Raw genomic sequence first — 16,496 nt, forward strand, 5'->3', positions numbered from 1 at the left:
TTCGTCGCTCCCGAGCATCCCGACCCACGTGTGAGACCCCCACATCATGAGTAGCATGCAGTCCTATGTAAGCGTTCCTGTCACATACTCAACACGCTAGCTATCCTAAAGTTGCATTCCTATTTAAGGAATGCTCCTAATGGGTGATGGATCTAGGGCCGACGAGATGGCGGATACTGGGCGCATACACGTCCGAGCAGAAGAGGGAACGACGGATGGCAACTCCGACAGTGCGCCGCCTCCAGCTGGGCAACGAGCTGCGTCACGCTCGTCTTGCTGCCGGTCTGGAGCAGGCGGATGCGGCGCAGATCCTGGACTGCGCTGTCACGAAGATCAGTCGCCTTGAGCTCGGCCAGTCGGGCATCTCGAAGGGTGACCTGGTGTTGCTGCTCAACGAGTACGGCGACACCGACGAGCACAAGCAGTGGATGATCGAGCTTGCTCGGACGCGCAGCGCACGCGGCCGCTGGGGCGGTTACCGGGCCGTCTTCCCTGAGTGGTTCCGCATGTATGTCGATCTGGAGACGGATGCCAGCGACATCAAGCAGGTTCAGTCGGAACTCGTGCCCGGGATCTTGCAGACTGAGGCGTACATCCGAGCGCTCACGACGTCATCTCCGCGGGTTGAAGACGGCGATGTGGATGCGAGTGTGCGAGCTCGGCAAGAGCGTCAGGCGATCTTCACCCGTCCCGATCCTCCGAACGCAGCCTTCATCCTGTCCGAGTCCTGCCTACGCCGGCAGATCAGCACGCGGGCGGTCATGAAAGACCAGATCCGCTACCTCGAAGACCTGGCCGTGATGGAGAATATTCATCTCCAGGTCATGCCGTTCGACGCCCAGACCTACGCTGGCGCGATCAGCCACAACTTCACTCTGCTGACGATCTCCTCCTCAGGGGCCACCCCTGACCTCCAGTTCGTCTACGTCGAATCCTTCGACGATGCGCGGTACCTGGACAGCAAGGACGTCGTGAGCGGCTACGTTAGTTTGTGGAGCAGGCTGCAAGCCGCCGCACTCGGGCCGAAGGAATCGCTCGATCTGCTCGGGTCGGTGGCGAAGCAGTACGGCTAACCGCAACGAAAGGCCCCAAGCTGATGCAGAACAAGCCCGACTTCGCGGGCGCTCAGTGGTTCAAGAGCAGCCGCAGCGACACGCAGAACGCCTGCGTCGAGGCCGCGCTGGTCCCCGGCTACGCCGGGGTGCAGGACACCAAGGATCCGGAGCGCAAGGACCGCCTCGTCTTCAACTCGAAGCAGTGGGCCGCGTTCCTCTCGAACGTCAAGGCTGGCAAGGCCGACATGTGACGTCCGCTGTCGAGAAGAGAAGCGCCCGTCCCCGGTATCGCTGCTACCGGGGGCGGGCGCCTTCTTGTGCAACGGGTGGCCACCCGAGAGGGCAGACTATCCGGGTCCTGCGACGAGTGCGCCGCGACGCTCGCAACCCGGGACTTTTCCTTGCCGGGTCCGTCCATTGATCGACACTCTCAGCAGCAACTCTCAGCGTCCAACTCGGCGGTGGAGTAGTTGAGCAGGCTGACCAGAGTCACAGCAGTCCAAGCTGTTCGTTGAGGTGAGCGACCGCGTTGTGGTGCGATGGTTTGCGCGGATCCATGATCCATATGTTGTCGGTGAAGGGTTCGAAGCCGAGAGATGACCAGGTCCGGCGGACCTGCTGCAGGGCGGGAGTGAAGATTTCGTCGTTCTGTCGTTGGTCGCTGTCGAGGTCGATGGGGAAGGGCTGTACCGCGACCAGCCGCGGGTCGTCGCAGATCCACCGCAGGATTCGCGAAATGAGAAGTCGTCCGATGCCGCCGAAACCTCTCCAAGCGGGCGCGAGCCGGACGCGGTCGAGGATGACGACCTGGTTTCCTCCAGGTTCTAAACTGTTCTCGATCTCAGCCGCAAGTTCGGTGAAGCCGAATCCGTCTCGGTTGCCAGAGAAGAGAGGGAGGAAATCGGCCTCGTCCTGCCCGCGGGAGTCGAGGGCATCGAAAACGTCTTCAACCTGCTCCAGGTCGATTGTGATGCCGTTAGCTCGGAGGATAGTGAGCTCCAGGCCATCGTGATCGGAAATCTTGGTGCTGGACAGGGCGATTCCTGCGGCGTCCTTCCAGGCAAGGACCGGATCAGCTCCGGGCATGTCGTTATCGGGCAGGGCATGGAGGGTTGCCCTGGCATGCCAGTCCATCGCGCCCGGATCGGTGAGGTCGGCTCCAACGAGATAGCTCGTCCCGTCGACATGGAGCTGCACGTCCTCGAGTTGTCCAAGCAAGCTGTTACGCGAGTTGTCATGGTCATCCGTTGTCACGGGCCGCACGATAGACGTCGAGGCCGGGGATCATTGCGAGATTGGGGCGCCGATCCATCGGATTCACTTGTATGGCCGTGGGCAGGGTGGCGGATCGTACAATCGACCCACTGCCTCGTTTCGGCCAACTTTCATCCGGGTGTACAACCGCGCGGGCCTTCCAGCATCTGTCGCATGCCTCGTTATCAACGCCTGATCGAGGGAGAAGGTGCCCTGAAGATCTGTCCTCTCCACCAGGGCGACATCCTGGCGCTCCCCAACCCCACAGGACGCGGCTCCGAGGCCGTCACGGACCATGAGGGCGTCGGAAGTCATCGGGTGGTCAACGAACTGCCGGTCGCCGATCCGGGACCACCCCGAGATCACGAAAACGTGCAACGACCTTCCTGAAATGCCAGGTCGCGAAGTGTGCTCTCCACGCACGTGGAGGTGGTCCGACGGCGGCTACCTGATCGCGGCGGCGGCCGTGGTGCTCTCCACGCACGTGGAGGTGGTCCGACCCAGCGGGTGGGGCCTGCTGGCTTTTGGGTGTGCTCTCCACGCACGTGGAGGTGGTCCGGCACTGCCGGATCCGGTTCTGGACAAGGTGTCGTGCTCTCCACGCACGTGGAGGTGGTCCGACCCGGTACGGAGGAGTGTCGCTGCCGTCGTAGTGCTCTCCACGCACGTGGAGGTGGTCCGGTCGAACCGACCGTGATCAGCAGCCTCAAGCAGTGCTCTCCACGCACGTGGAGGTGGTCCGTCGATGGCGGCCGGCACGCTTCGGCGGATGTGGTGCTCTCCACGCACGCGTGGAGGTGGTCCGCTCCTCGCCCAGGCGCAGGACCAGGCCGGAACGTGCTCTCCACGCACGTGGAGGTGGTCCGATCCTCGCGATGGCCCGCACCGCCCGCTTGCAGTGCTCTCCACGCACGTGGAGGTGGTCCGGGGAAGAACGCCGCGTTGGAAAAGCCCTGGCGGTGCTCTCCACACACGTGGAGGTGGTCCGTGCGAGCCGACCCAAGAAGCGGAGATCCTGCGGTGCTCTCCACGCACGTGGAGGTGGTCCGCCACGAGACCACTCGATCACCCGCACCAGGTGGTGCTCTCCACGCACGTGGAGGTGGTCCGAAGTGGCGGTTGCCGATGACCTCGGTGATCCAGTGCTCTCCACGCACGTGGAGGTGGTCCGGAGGCGAGATCTTCCAGCCCCCATGTACCGCTGTGCTCTCCACGCACGTGGAGGTGGTCCGACCCGCAGGTCTTCGGGCTCGCCACCGCCTCGGTGCTCTCCACGCACATGGAGGTGGTCCGGAGGTAAAACCATGATGCCGCGCTCCACACGCGTGCTCTCCACGCACGTGGAGGTGGTCCGCGACAACTCACTGACACGCAGGAACGGTGGACGTGCTCTCCACGCACGTGGAGGTGGCCCGGTCCCGTCCGGCATCTGGGTGTACTCGCCCACGTGCTTCTCCACGCACGTGGAGGTGGTCTGAGGTGGCACGCCGTTCGCGTCTGCATGCCGGCGTGCTCTCCATACACGTGGAGGTGGTCCGGGCGAAGCCACTGCGGCGGCCGACGCCATGCTGTGTTCTCCACGTAGGTGGAGGTGAACCGTATTTGGTGGTCATGTAGCCACATGTCGAGTGCGGTCATCGAGGGGGTTTCTGTCCCGTCGTCGCAGCAGTGGAGCGCTGTCAGCTGTTTGGGTAGGTGGTTCTGACTCGCCGAGTGCACACCCGGGACTGTGGAAGATCACACGGCAACGAGAGTGGAGTTGCGGTCATTTTCCGCCACCCTCCGACCGCGCCTTCAGGCAGCGCCTTGAGTCGTTGTTGATCTTTGGGAGCAAAGATTTGGGAGGATTCTGGGAGGATGGAAGTGCGTTGAAGTGCACTCAACCGCACCTAGGTAACGGGAACGGCATCGCCGCGACCTGCTGGTTCTCGATTCTCGCAGGTCAGGGAGTGGGAGAGCGCTACCTTTTTTTTGACACGGTAGAGGTCACTGGTTCAATCCCAGTATCGCGCACCAATTCTTGATGCAGGTGAGAAGCCCTGTCGGCGTTGTTGCCGACAGGGCGTTTTGTTGTTCGGGAACGGTGTTGACCGCGGTTTGACCGTGGGATGCGCGCACCGGTTGCACGGCTTTTGCGTTCACGGTGCGGTTTTTCGGTGGTGGGCGGGCCGCTGATCTGGGAAATCGTGTCAAGTGGGCTCGGCTTGTTGGCTGGGGCGGGGTGGGGTTTGTGACCGTGAGTTGACCGGGTGCCGGGGTGGTGCGGGCTCGGTGGAGTGCGGTGAGGGCGGCGTTGTGGTCGTGGGGTAGCGCTGAGTGGCGAGCATCCACGAGGCGTGGAGGCGCTGTCGCACTCGGCTGAAACCGCTGGAGAACGACGCCGAACGGTTCACCACTGTTGGGGTCGGCGATTTGATTCGCGCCCGAGGTCAACTTGGGGTGGGATAATCGGTGTATGCCTGATGACCATGCCCCGGTCAGCCCGTCGGAATTGATGCCTAAGATCGACGAGAGTTCTTTGCGGCGCATCCTGGAGCACGTTCTCGCCCTCGGCGACGAAGCTGAGACGAGCTATTTGGAGGTCAAGAGCAGTCTGGACCTCACCAAGACGGCAGGTGTCGCGAAGGTCGCCAAGTTCCTCCTGGGAGCAGCGAACCGCCGCCCGCAGGAAGCCGTGCGGAACTTCCAGGGCTACGCCGTCCTGGTGATCGGTGCGCAGAAGGGCCAGGCGCAAGGTATCCCGCGGGGCGTCGAGGCCCACGAGCTTGAGGATCGGCTCCGGCAGTACCTCGGGCCGCAGTTTCCTGCTTTCGAGTTCGGGAGGATTGGCGTCGATGAGGACCGAGAGGTGTTGTTCCTGATCGCACAGCCGCCACAGGAGGGGCAGGGGATCTTTCCGTGCCACAAGAGCTTTCAGGGTGAGGATCGTCGGGACAGCCTCGACGACGGTGCGATCTACGTGCGGGGCGCCAGCAACACCCGTCCGGCTCGGGCCGGTGAGGTGCTTGGTCTCGTTGAGCGCGCCCGTGGCGGCGGCAAGTTCCCCATCGAGCTCGACGTCGGGGTCCTCGGCGTGATTAGCCGCGTTAAACGCGTTGACGACGTGCTCGAACGACTGTACGACTTCGAGGAGGAGCAGTTCACCAAGCCGCGCGGGCGGGCATCACGGTCAGTCACGCCGCCGTTCCTGGTACAGAGCGTCTTCGGTAGGTCAATGCCGGTGTCGCCCGAGGAACGGGAGGCGCGGCTGGACGCCTGGCGGGCCGAGAAGAGCGCCCACATTGCGCAAGGTCGACAGCACTTCTTGGGCGTCGTCCTGCCGGGCGCGGGGATCAAGATCGTCAGCCGCGGCCGGTTCGTCGCCAAGCCTCAGCTCATCGTGACGTTCCACGAGTGCGAGGCGATCGACTACCTCGATGCCGATGATGCTGACTACATGAAGGTAGTCGAGCCGGTGGTCGGTCGGCAGGAACCGTTCGGCGTGGGATTCGATCCCGGCGGGTTCGGGTTTACGCCGCGAGGTTACCCCGTGTCTTGGCGAAATCGAGGCAACGACGCCGAAGTTGTCCTCACGCCCGAGTCGCTCCGTCCCGACACGCCCTGGATGAGTGATCAGGACGACTATGTGATCCTTGCTCGCGACCTGGAAGCGAGCTTTGTGACCGTGACATGGGGCCTCACCGAGGACGGCAATGACGCCGTCACCACCGGCGAGTTCCAGGCGCCCACTGGTGACGCCGTCGACGCCGCCGACCTGATCAAGGCGGTATTCCTCGAAGATCAGTGAGAGTGGGGGCTCGTAGTTGGGCCGATTGGGTGCGTTGGTGCGGTCCGGTTCTCCGTGCGGCTGGGGATCCACGACACGGCCCCGGTGTAGCCGGTTGCACCCTGGCCGACGGCATCCTTCCAAGCGACGCCGAAGTTTCACACATCAAGGTGTACAAGCAAACGCTGGGCAGACCCAGCTACCCCTTCCTAAAACGCCAGGTCGAGAAGTGTGCTCTCCACGGACGTGGAGGTGGTCCGTGGGAGTGGGGCATCCGCTACCTCCTCGACGAGTGCTCTCCACGCACGTGGAGGTGGTCCGCCCGCGCTGGTTGGCGTGCCGGCGGTCCAGGCGTGTTCTCCACGCACGTGGAGGTGGTCCGTCGATCCGGCGCCACACCGCGGCTGGCGTGTTGTGCTCTCCACGCATGTGGAGGTGGTCCGTTCCGGTCGTAGGCGAGGTGGCGCAGCTGGCGGTGCTCTCCACGTACGTGGAGGTGATCCGTGCAGGGGCTGGTAGGGAGCGGGGAACTCGATGTGTTCTCCACGCACGTGGAGGTGGTCCGAAATTTATCGAGGGTCCGTGCGTCGCCTGGTCGTGCTCTCTACGCATGTGGAGGTGGTCCGCGCAGCGTGTTCTGGTTCGAAGCTTGGACCAGTGCTCTCCACACATGTGGAGGTGATCCGGGGATCGGAAGAGCTTGGGCGCGCCCCGATGGCGTGCTCTCCACGCAGGTTTCTGTCCCGCCGTCGCAGCAGTGGAGGGGCTATGAGCCGTTCGGGTAGGTGGTTATGACTCGCCGAGCGCACACCCGGGGCTGCGGGATAATCACACCGCGACGAGAGTTGGGCGGCGGTCCTTCCCGCCGTTGTTGATCTTTGGGGGCTCCCGGCCGCTTACGTTCACTCCGCAGTGCTTTTTAGGGATCAGATTTGCTCTGATCTGCGGCTTCGTGTTGCGCGGAACTAGTTTTCGGATGCTGCAGGGGCGGGGTTCGTGACCGTGGTGGGTTGACCAGGTGCCGCGGTGCTGGGTGGGTGTGTCGCGCGGGTTCGGTGGAGCGCGGTGAGGGGCGGTGTTGTGGGAGTTGGGGCGGCAAGAAGCCCTGCCGGATCAGGGGATCTGCGGGGCACGGTCTCTCAACGGTCGTCGAGTGTCCGGAATAGCAACCCTGGGTGTGGTTTTGGTCCGAACGATGTGGACTTGCGGGGTAGGCGGATTCCGGAGGTGACGGCGGCTTTGAGGTCTTGCTGGGTTGGGGGAGTGGTGAGCACGGCGACGCCTCCGCTGTCGTGGACCATGCGGAGGGCGGCGTGGGGGTTCGGCTGGTAGTTGATGTGTCCGGGGCGGTCCGGGATCTGCCACAAGTGGTCGAGCAGCGCCGTGTCCAGGATCGCGGCGTCCATCGCGCGCAGCGCTGCGGGCGTGCCTTCGAGCGCTGCGTCCAGGAAGCGCGGTTGTGGTGCGGTGAGCAGGAATCCACCGCGTGGTGTGGCCAGGACGTAGGCCGGCCCGTTCTTCGCGTGGTGCTTCAGCGTCGCGGTCCAGTCAGCGATCTCGCCGTGCATCCGGGTGACGCGGAACCGGGCGGAGGCCATGTGCAGTGCCTGGCGCGGGTCGAGGCGGGGCAGCACGCGGTGCACGGGGGCGAGGCTCATCGGGGTCTTGGTGACGTCGACCAGCAAGGCGGGGAAGTAGTCCCACGGTCCTGGACCCTGCCCGGCCGCATAGGCTGCGCGCCGGTACTGCCGGGCCGCAGCGTGGCGGTGGTGGCCGTCGGCGATGAAAGCGGCCCGTGTGTCCAGCTCGGCGATGACTTGATCCTGCTCTACGTGATCGGTGATGGGCCACAGGCGGTGCGTTTGGCCGTCGTGGGCCAGTACTTCGGTGATCGGTGGGCGGTGTGCAGCGTTGTCGATGCAGGTCGTGGTGCGGCCGTCACCGGAGAAGCCGAGCAGGACGGGATCGAGGTTCGCCCGACCGCGTTCCATGACCTTGGTGAGCCGCTGGACGTGGTCGGGGATGACGTCCTCGTGGGGGAGCAGCCCGCCGTCCAGGTGTACCAAGGCCAATACACCGCGGATGGTTCCGTGCGGCCCGAATTGCTCGTAGGCGTAGAGCGCGGGACGCCGATCCTGGATGAGCTTTCCGCTGCGCTGCCACTCAGCCAGAGCCCCACCGGCCGAGCGGGTTCCGTTCCACGGTGTCATGTATCGGCCTGCGAGGGTGTTGAGGTGTCGGTGGGTGATGCGCCAGCCGCGGAACGGTGCGATGGCAACTCCGTTGCGCGATGATGTGACGGTAGGGGTTGGCCGGGTCATCTCGGATTCGACTTCCTCGTCCGCGCTTACGTCGTCGTGATTTTTCTCGTGGGAGTGTCTTTCCTCCGCTGATGGTTTGAGGGCCAGGAGGCATCCCAGTGCGCAGGCTCCGGCCATGATGAGCACGGCGCCGGGGACGGGCATGAATCCGACGAGCGGTCCGGCGAGTAGGGGACCGGCGGATTGGCCGATGAGCAGGTAGCTGTTGGCGGTGCTGACGAACGCGCTCTTGTGGTCGGCGGGGGCGTGCCTGCTGAAGTGCAGGAACAGTGATTGGGCCAGCGCGGCGAAGCAGAAGCCCTGCACCAGGCGCAGCGGGATCATCGTGTAGGGATCCAGGGGCAAGGCCACGACCGCGATGGAGGCCGCGCACCCACCGGCGCTGAGCGCGAAGGTGCGCACTGGCCGCCCGGTGAGGTCGTTGCGCTTGCCCCACCAGAACGAGCCGAGCAGGGTCGCCCCCCACATCACCGAGTGCAGCACGCCCACCCACAGGCTCGCGCCGCCTCGTTCGGCGACGATGCCTTCGACGTGCTCGGCGTAGACCGGGATCAGGCCGTAGACGCCGAAGTACGCCGCGATCGCGGCCAGGGCCAGTGCTGTGGCACCTGGGACTTCCCGCACCGAGGGACGACGCCGTTGCCGTGCCGCGGTCTCGCCACCGCCCGTGGTGGCTGGTTCGCGCGCGGGCTCGCGCAGACCGACCGCGCTGGCCGCAGCGAGCGCGGTCGCGGCTCCGGCGATCACGAGCATGAGCTGCGGCAGGCCGCCTGAGCCGACGAACAGGCCGCCCGCGATGGGACCGGCCAACGCTCCCGCTGCGGTGGCGCTGAACGATTTGCCCAGCGACGAGCCGCGCTTCTCGTCCGAGCCCGCGGACCCGGCGAACGCGGCGGCGGCCTCGACGACTCCGCCGAGCGTGCCCTGCAGCAGGCGACCGGCGACGAGCACCAGCGGGGTGCTCGCGGTGGCCATGACGACCATGGCCACCGCCAGTCCCAGCAGTGCGCGCACCACCATCCACTTGCGGCCGATGCGGTCTCCCAGCCGACCCCACAGCGGGGTGGCGACGGTGAGCGCCAGGGCCGGGGCGGCGATGGCCACCCCGGCCCAGGTCTGGGTTTCGGCGATGCCGCTGGTGCCGATCTGCCGCAGGTAGAACGGCATGATCGGCACCAGCATCATCAGCCCGGCGGTGTTGACGAACTGCCCTGCCCACAGCAGGACGAGGTTGCGGCCGTGACCGTCCTCGGGTTCCGCCTGCCGCGGTGAAAGGACGGGCTGCGTGCGCAGTGCGCGGGTCACGGTGTCACCGCCGCTTCCGGCTCTTGCCACGGGTCGGGCAGGTTGGCGACCCACTCGTCGTCGTAGACCAGGTCGAGGTAGCGCTCGCCGCGGTCGGGCAGCACGGTCACGATTCGGGCCGGGCCCTCCAGCCTGGAGATGAGGTGCTCCACTCCGGCGATGACCGCGCCGGAGGACCCGCCGGCGAAGACCTTTTCGGTTGCCAGCAGCCGTCGACATCCGGCAGCGGACTCGGCATCGGCGACGTGCAGGACGTCGTCGATCTCTTCTGGGGCGAAGATTTCGGGTACGCGGCTGGCCCCGAAGCCGGGAATCTGGCGGGGAGCCGCTGGTGTGCCGAAGATGACCGAGCCGACGGCGTCGACGGCGATGACCTTGAGGTTCGGGTGGTCCTCGCGCAGGCGTCGGGCGATGCCCTGGATGGACCCCGTCGTGGACACCGCGGCCACCAGGTAGTCGATCGGCCCGTCCACGGCGTCGAGGATCTCTTCGCCGGCGGTTTCGTGGTAGGAGCGCCAGTTCAGGTCGTTGGCGTACTGGTTGATCTGCACGGCGTTCGGGATCTGCCGCACGAGTTGCTGGGCTCTGCGGACCCGGGTGTGGAGGTAGCCGCCGGCCTCGTCGGGCTCGGTCACCATCTCGACGTCGGCGCCGAAGAGCTCGAGCAGGCGCAGGTTTGTGGGGGATGTTTTGGGGTCTACGACGGCCGTGAACGACAGCTTGTGTAGTCCGGCCGCCATGGCCAGGGCGACGCCGAGGTTGCCGGAGGTGCTTTCCACCAGCCGCATCCCCGGTCGAAGGGTTCCGTCGGCCAGCCCTTGTTCGACGATGAACCGCGCGGGGCGGTCCTTCATGCTGCCACCCGGATTGAGCATCTCCAGCTTGGCGAGCACTTCCACGTCGGGTTCGGGGAAACACCGGTCGAGCCGCACCATCGGGGTTGAGCCGACACAACCGATCACCGAATCGTGGATCACTGCGAACCTCCAGGTTTTCGGGGCGCACGTCGGGGCGCCACCGCGATGAGAAGAAGCGGAAAGCGTGAACCGAGGCGCGTACGACGACTCGCCTGCCGAAAAACCGGCATCAATGGGGAGACGTCACGTCGCGCGAAGGGGGCTCCCGTCCAAGAGCGGCATGCACCCAGGCGAAGACGAACGCGGAAAGGGCGCGTTCAGAAAGAATTCACCTGCGATGTGGCCGGGCGAGAGGCCGATTCGAGTATCAGGTTCGTGCGATGCACGCGAAGTGGAGGAAAGAGATTCCGGATGTTCTCCACGGTGGTCGGGAGAACCAGTGCCGCAAATGCGGAGCCCAGGCGGGCTCGGCGAGCAGCGCTGCGACCGAGGCCGCAGCGAACGCCAGCGCGAGAAGGAGGAATCCGAGTTCCGGTGGGGTGTTCAGCGGGCGTGAGGGCGCTGCCGCGCTGAAGTCCGGGCCGGCATCGCAGTACGGCGCCCCGTGGTCCCGATCGCTGCCCTCGTGGCTCGTGACGGCGGAATCCGAGAGCGCCGGGAGGTGGGTGTCGTGATCGTGCGCATGTCCGCCCGGCTCGCCGTGGTGCGCGTTCGCCGAATTTGACATCGACATCGTCGCCGCGTGCCCGGGAAGCGCGTGCGCCGGCAGCAGCACGAGCGGAACGAGGAGAAGGCCCAGCACGAGAAGAGGAAGTGCGAGCCACTTCCTCATTCCGTGTTGCTGCGTGGTGGACTTCTTCACGGGCACCACACTAGAGATGCCGTCGAGTGGCTGCGAACCGGTATGTCATCTCTCACACGATGGATTCGAAAGTTGATGTATCTGCAGGGGAATTGACTCATTGTGAGCTCGAATTCGGTGCGGCCGGGCCGAAAAGGGCGCGTTGTGTGCCGCGCGTGGGGGAAGGATGAAACCTCTTCCCCCACGCGCGCCGACGGGTCAGCCCGGGGGCAGCAGCTGCTTCATGGTGTCGATCTCGGCCTGCTGGGAGTCGATGATCTGCTGGGCCATCTGCTTGGCCTCGGGGAACTGCCCGGCGCCGAGCTCGGTCCGGGCCATCTCGATCGCCCCCTCGTGATGTTTGATCATCATCGACAGGAACGCCCGGTCAAACTCCGCACCCGAGGACTGACCGAGCCGACCCATCTCCTCCGGTGACATCATCCCGCCGCCGGATCCGCCATGGCCGCCGTGACCGCCGTGGTCCATCCCGGGCATCCCGGTGGGCGCCTCGGCGCCCCAGCTCTGCAGCCACCCGGTCAACTTCTCGATCTCCGGGCCTTGCGCGGCCTGGATCTGCTCGGCGAGCTTCTTGACCTCCGGAGACTGCGCACGGTCGAACGCCATGCGTGACATCTCGATCGCCTGCTGGTGGTGCGGAATCATGCCCTGCGCGAAGGTCACATCCGCCTGGTTGTGCGCGGCCTGTCCTGGAGCCTGCTGCTGACCGGCACCGGGCGCGGTGCCATGCCCTGGCATGTTCGCCATGTCGTCGCCGCCGGAACAGCCTGCGGCGAGAGCTGTCGCCGCGGCCACGGCCGCCGCGGCGGTGAGCACGCGCGTGCGCTTCATCATGAAAGTTCCTCACGTCTCAATGCTGTGTGTGAATGCAAATGCTTGAAGTAAGCGGGAAACGCTTCTGATCAGCACCGCATCACGCACAGCACGGCGAGACGCCGGGCAACGGGAATCGGAGGCCGCCTGGGCCCGCCTGGCGGAGCCAGTCCGCGCTTCAGGCCAGGTGCGGTCGCGTCCGGGCCGCGCCCAAGGGTCACGAGCGAGGTGACTGCGAATCCGATGAGGATCGCCAGGCACAAGTGCAGAGCCCCGTGACCGGACGAGAACAGCGCGCCGAAGTGGTCCATCGGCGTATGGCACTCACAGGCGCCCTCGGCTGTCGCCGTGATCGACGCCGCGCTCACCGCGTGGGTGTGTGCGGGCGGGCTCGTGGCGTCATGCGTCCCCGGGGTGTGGTGCATGAGCACCACACCCAAGGTGAGGGTGAGCAACAGCCCCCACCGGAAGATCCGGGATCGCACGCGCATGGGCCTAACCGTACCCGGGGTGGGTATGCGGAAGCAGGGTAGACCGGTTCTCGGGCTGCGGGCGAACAGTGCTCGGGTGGGTTGTGCGCAGGTTCGCGTCCTCTCGCGTCGCGGAAGACGCGAGCAGAGCTGGGCAGCCCTGGGCCAGCCGCTCTGGCTGAACCGGGAAGGGGGCCAGGGCGAGCTGACCCCGCGTTTCCCGGTAGCTTAGGCCCGATGGCGGAGCCGAACCGTTGCGTGCGAGCTGCGCGAGGTCCCCTCGTGCGGCTCGTTGCCGTGCTCACGGTGGTGGCGGGGTTCGCTCTCATGCACGCTCCGCAGTGCGCTGACGGCATGATGCCCACTGTGCACCTGGCGGCGACGGCTGACCTGGCCATGAGCGACATGGCCCAGCCAGGGCACGGGAACGCCGACAGCGCGGGCAACCACCATCCGAGCGCCATCATGCCCGGTGCGACGACGGACGCGATGGGCGTCGCCGGCCACGACGACTCCACGGGCCGGTCTGCGCTGATGACCTGCATGGTGCTGTTGGTCTCCATGCTCGGGACGCTGGTGATGCTGCGTCGGTCGCTGATCCCGCTCGGCACGCGCATCCTGATGCGGTGCGGTTCTCGCTTCCGCCCGCGCACACCGTTGCGGCCCAGCCTGATTCAGCTCTGCATCCTGCGAACGTAGAAGAAGCTCGTTCCCAACACCGCACGACTCACATCCGTGCGGTCGCCGAGCGCGCCTGTGGCGCGCGGCTTCTTCCACCTCACTTACGTTTCGTAGGAGTCTTCTTCGTGGACCTGATCGCTGTTCTGCTCACCGGATTGCTGGCCGGTGGGGTCTCTTGTGCGGCCGTGCAAGGTGGCCTGCTGGCCGGAATGATCTCCCGCCAGCGACGCACCACCGACCGAGAATCCGGAGCGTGCCTGCAGACCCGAAATACATTCGGTCGACTTGCCGATGACTTGGCGCCGGTCGGCGGTTTTCTGCTCGGAAAGCTCGTCTCGCACGCGCTCCTCGGTGCGCTGCTGGGCACGTTGGGCGGCGTGGCTCAGCTGTCGGTGGGCCTGCGCACGTGGATTCAGCTGCTCGCCGGAGCGGTGATCATCGCGTTCGGCCTCGCTCAGCTCGGCGTTCCCGGATTCCGCAACATCATCATCGAACCACCCCTGTCGTGGATGCGGATCGTGCGCGACCGCTCCCGCTCCCAGTCGGCGATGGCTCCCACGCTGCTCGGTGTCGTCAGCGTCCTCATCCCGTGCGGCGTGACGCTCTCCGTCGAGGCACTGGCACTGGCCTCTGGCTCACCACTAGCCGGCGCGGCCACCATGGCGGTATTCGTGATCGGCACCAGTCCGCTGTTCGCGGTGCTCGGTTACCTCGCCCGCAAGGCCGCCACCGCCTGGCGCGGTCGGCTCGGCGTGCTCACGGGTGTCGTCGTAGTCCTCACCGGTCTTTACACCGTCAACGGCGGGCTCGAACTCGCCGGCTCCCCGCTAGCCGCCAGCCGAATCTCCCAAGCCGCCACCGCCGACGACACACCGCCCGCGGGCGCGGTGGCCGTCCACGACGGGCACCAGACGGTGGTGATCACGGCGACCACGGGTGCCTACAGCCCGGCCAACGTCCAGGTCCGCGCCGGAATGCCCACCACGCTGGTCATCCAGTCCGACGACGCCCAGGGCTGCGTGCGCTCGTTCATCATCCCGGACCGCAATGTGGACAAAATTCTTCCGGAGAGGGGTGCTACCACCGTCGAGCTCGGTGCGCTCCCGCCGGGACCGTTGCCCTACTCCTGCGGCATGGGCATGTACACCGGGACGATCACCGCCGCCTGACCGAGAAGGAGGAACCCTCATGGCGACCACCACCGTCACCTTCCGCGTCACCGGCATGCACTGCGGTAGTTGCAGCCTGCTCATCGACGACGTCCTCGAAGACCTGCCCGGCGTGCACAGCACCAGGACCTCGACGAAGCAAGGCCTCAGCGTCGTGGAACTGGACCTCACCCGATCCAGCACGGCCGAGGTCATCGCCGCCATCGCTGATACCGGTTACCAAGCCGAGCACGCCGGCTGACCGAGCGACCGGGATGAGGCTTGTGGTGGGGCCAACAGTTGGTCCCACCACAAGCCCACAGTGACCTCCGTCTTGCCGGGCAGATGAGCGCCTCCGTTGACTACCCCTACCCCCTAGGGGTATGTTCGTTTTGAATGTGACGATCGATTCGAGTCAGGCGGGGACATGCACGGCTATAGCCACGACAAGGACGCTTACGCCAAGCGGCTGCGTCGCATCGAGGGCCAGGTTCGTGGCCTGGCGAAGATGATCGAGGGCGACGAGTACTGCATCGATGTGCTCACGCAGATCAGTGCCACGACCAAGGCTCTGCAGTCGGTGGCGTTGGGGCTGATGGACGAGCACCTCGGGCACTGCGTCGCCGAAGCGGTATCCGAGGGTGGCGATACGGCGGACGCCAAGATCCGCGAGGCCAGTGACGCGATCGCTCGTCTCGTTCGCTCGTAGCCACTCGAAACCCGGAGGGGAACTGACATGGCGGAAACGATGTACACGGTCAACGGGATGACCTGCGGCCACTGCGCTGCGTCGGTGACCGAGGAGGTCAGCAAGATCGACGGTGTGTCGGACGTGGCGGTCGACCTGCCGACCGGCGCGGTCACGGTCACCAGCGACGCGGCGCTCGACGAAACGGCGGTGCGTGAAGCCGTCGAAGAGGCCGGCTACGAACTGTCGGCCCAGTAGGGCCTCGGCCGCCAGGCCCGCCAGGCGGGTCCGGACTTGAAGGGTTTCAACGATGAGCACAGCAGCGAAGCTCTCCGCCTACGGTGCGGTGCTCACGCTCGCCTTCGGCGGGGCGTGGGCGGCCGGATCCGCCGTCGGTCCCTTCCCCACCGGCGCCACGGCGCAAAGTGGGCACGTCGGCGCTGGGCACGCCGGCGGCGGGGACAACCACAGCGGTACCGTCGCGGGAGCCCCGCAAGACCAGCTTCCGGCAGGACTCGCGTCGACCAGGGACGGTTACACCCTCACGTCCACCACGACGACGATCACCCCGGGCAGCACCCAGAACTTTTCCTTCCGCATCACCGGCCCCGACGGGACCCCGGTGACGCGCTTCGACACCGAGCACGACAAGCGGATGCACCTGATCGTCGTCCGCCGCGACACCGCCGGCTACCAGCACCTGCACCCGGAAATGAGCCCGGACGGCACCTGGACCGTACCGATGCAGCTACCCCTCGGGGGTACTTATCGGGTCTTCGCTGACTTCGCCCCGACCGGCGGCGAGGATCAGACGCTGGAACTGGACGTCTCCGCACCGGGGACCTTCGAACCGATCCGGCAACCGTCCTCCCGCGTCGCGGTGGTTGATGGCTACCAGGTCAGGTTGGACGGCGAGCTCTCACCGGGGCGGACGTCCCCGGTCACGCTCACCGTGAGCAAGGATGGTCGGCCGGTCGCGGATCTGCAGCCCTACCTGGCTGCCTACGGGCACCTGGTCGCGCTGCGCACGGGCGATCTCGCTTACCTGCACGTGCATCCCGAGGGTGCCCCGGGCGATGGCCGCACTCCAGCGGGCCCGGCGATCACGTTCCAAGCGGAGGTTCCCTCCGCGGGCACGTACCGTCTTTTCCTCGATTTCCAGCACCAGGGCCAAGTCCGCACCGCGGAGTTCACGGTCGACACCGGCCCGACTGGCAGTCAACAGCCACAGCCGTCGTCCGGTGATGGCCACGGAAGCCACGGGTGAACAGGAGAA

The 16,496-nt window shown here is 66.0% G+C and carries 14 protein-coding genes and 1 CRISPR repeat array; of the genes, 9 read left to right on the forward strand and 5 right to left on the reverse strand.

Features of this window, described 5'->3' with window-relative positions:
- Positions 1–215: 215 nt before the first annotated feature.
- A complete protein-coding gene (locus KBO27_RS32280) occupies positions 216–1,073 on the forward strand; it encodes a helix-turn-helix domain-containing protein (protein ID WP_210973653.1) in 858 nt (285 codons plus the stop codon).
- A gap of 23 nt (positions 1,074–1,096) precedes the next feature.
- Complete coding sequence (locus tag KBO27_RS32285; RefSeq protein ID WP_210973654.1) at positions 1,097–1,306, forward strand: DUF397 domain-containing protein; 210 nt, start codon at positions 1,097–1,099, stop codon at positions 1,304–1,306.
- 238 nt (positions 1,307–1,544) lie between these two features.
- On the opposite strand, the gene KBO27_RS32290 is transcribed toward KBO27_RS32285, so the two are convergent.
- A complete protein-coding gene (locus KBO27_RS32290; protein ID WP_210973655.1) occupies positions 1,545–2,309 on the reverse strand; it encodes a hypothetical protein in 765 nt (254 codons plus the stop codon).
- 408 nt (positions 2,310–2,717) lie between these two features.
- A CRISPR array of direct repeats spans positions 2,718–3,052; the repeat unit is 29 nt; unit sequence GTGCTCTCCACGCACGTGGAGGTGGTCCG.
- 1,712 nt (positions 3,053–4,764) lie between these two features.
- Between KBO27_RS32290 and KBO27_RS32295 the strand changes: the two genes are divergently transcribed.
- A complete protein-coding gene (locus tag KBO27_RS32295) occupies positions 4,765–6,096 on the forward strand; it encodes a hypothetical protein (protein WP_210973656.1) in 1,332 nt (443 codons plus the stop codon).
- 1,118 nt (positions 6,097–7,214) lie between these two features.
- Here KBO27_RS32295 and KBO27_RS32300 read toward each other — a convergent pair.
- From KBO27_RS32300 to KBO27_RS32315, 4 genes are all read right to left on the reverse strand, one after another.
- The gene (locus tag KBO27_RS32300; protein WP_210973657.1) at positions 7,215–9,701 is read right to left on the reverse strand and encodes an MFS transporter; all 2,487 of its coding nucleotides are present in this window, start codon (positions 9,699–9,701) and stop codon (positions 7,215–7,217) included.
- Positions 9,698–10,678, reverse strand: a complete 981-nt coding sequence (gene sbnA / locus KBO27_RS32305) for a 2,3-diaminopropionate biosynthesis protein SbnA (protein WP_307870740.1) — start codon at positions 10,676–10,678, stop codon at positions 9,698–9,700. Before sbnA ends, KBO27_RS32300 begins: the two co-directional genes overlap by 4 nt.
- 247 nt (positions 10,679–10,925) lie before the next feature.
- Entirely contained in the window at positions 10,926–11,429 is a 504-nt protein-coding gene (locus KBO27_RS32310; RefSeq protein WP_210973659.1) for a hypothetical protein, read from the reverse strand.
- A gap of 189 nt (positions 11,430–11,618) precedes the next feature.
- The gene (locus tag KBO27_RS32315; protein ID WP_307870741.1) at positions 11,619–12,254 is read right to left on the reverse strand and encodes a DUF305 domain-containing protein; all 636 of its coding nucleotides are present in this window, start codon (positions 12,252–12,254) and stop codon (positions 11,619–11,621) included.
- Positions 12,255–12,985: 731 nt separating this feature from the next.
- On the opposite strand from KBO27_RS32315, the gene KBO27_RS32320 reads away from it, so the two are divergent.
- The 6 genes from KBO27_RS32320 to KBO27_RS32345 all read left to right on the forward strand — a co-directional run bounded on the left by KBO27_RS32320 (position 12,986) and on the right by KBO27_RS32345 (position 16,487).
- On the forward strand, positions 12,986–13,402 hold the full coding sequence (locus KBO27_RS32320; RefSeq protein WP_210973660.1) for a hypothetical protein: 417 nt from the start codon (positions 12,986–12,988) through the stop codon (positions 13,400–13,402).
- Positions 13,403–13,509: 107 nt separating this feature from the next.
- Positions 13,510–14,553: an urease accessory protein UreH domain-containing protein gene (locus KBO27_RS32325; RefSeq protein WP_307870742.1), complete on the forward strand. Its 1,044-nt coding sequence runs from the start codon at positions 13,510–13,512 to the stop codon at positions 14,551–14,553.
- 19 nt (positions 14,554–14,572) lie between these two features.
- A complete protein-coding gene (locus KBO27_RS32330) occupies positions 14,573–14,794 on the forward strand; it encodes a heavy-metal-associated domain-containing protein (RefSeq protein WP_210973661.1) in 222 nt (73 codons plus the stop codon).
- A gap of 165 nt (positions 14,795–14,959) precedes the next feature.
- Complete coding sequence (locus KBO27_RS32335) at positions 14,960–15,241, forward strand: metal-sensitive transcriptional regulator (RefSeq protein ID WP_210973662.1); 282 nt, start codon at positions 14,960–14,962, stop codon at positions 15,239–15,241.
- 27 nt (positions 15,242–15,268) lie between these two features.
- Positions 15,269–15,478, forward strand: a complete 210-nt coding sequence (locus KBO27_RS32340) for a heavy-metal-associated domain-containing protein (protein WP_210973663.1) — start codon at positions 15,269–15,271, stop codon at positions 15,476–15,478.
- Between the two features lie 52 nt (positions 15,479–15,530).
- Positions 15,531–16,487, forward strand: coding sequence for a DUF8832 domain-containing protein (locus KBO27_RS32345; RefSeq protein ID WP_210973664.1), 957 nt, complete (start codon positions 15,531–15,533; stop codon positions 16,485–16,487).
- Positions 16,488–16,496 lie beyond the last annotated feature (9 nt).

Origin of the sequence: Saccharopolyspora endophytica (assembly GCF_018070075.1) — a bacterium.
Classification (GTDB): domain Bacteria; phylum Actinomycetota; class Actinomycetes; order Mycobacteriales; family Pseudonocardiaceae; genus Saccharopolyspora; species Saccharopolyspora endophytica.

Excerpts from the sequence above, each read along its gene's own strand:
- KBO27_RS32315 (WP_307870741.1), bottom strand. The coding sequence starts at position 12,254 with ATGATGAAGCGCACGCGCGTGCTCACCGCCGCGGCGGCCGTGGCCGCG.
- KBO27_RS32330 (WP_210973661.1), top strand. The coding sequence starts at position 14,573 with ATGGCGACCACCACCGTCACCTTCCGCGTCACCGGCATGCACTGCGGT.
- KBO27_RS32340 (WP_210973663.1), top strand. The coding sequence starts at position 15,269 with ATGGCGGAAACGATGTACACGGTCAACGGGATGACCTGCGGCCACTGC.
- KBO27_RS32345 (WP_210973664.1), top strand. The coding sequence starts at position 15,531 with ATGAGCACAGCAGCGAAGCTCTCCGCCTACGGTGCGGTGCTCACGCTC.
- KBO27_RS32280 (WP_210973653.1), top strand. The coding sequence starts at position 216 with ATGGCAACTCCGACAGTGCGCCGCCTCCAGCTGGGCAACGAGCTGCGT.
- KBO27_RS32285 (WP_210973654.1), top strand. The coding sequence starts at position 1,097 with ATGCAGAACAAGCCCGACTTCGCGGGCGCTCAGTGGTTCAAGAGCAGC.
- KBO27_RS32335 (WP_210973662.1), top strand. The coding sequence starts at position 14,960 with ATGCACGGCTATAGCCACGACAAGGACGCTTACGCCAAGCGGCTGCGT.
- KBO27_RS32295 (WP_210973656.1), top strand. The coding sequence starts at position 4,765 with ATGCCTGATGACCATGCCCCGGTCAGCCCGTCGGAATTGATGCCTAAG.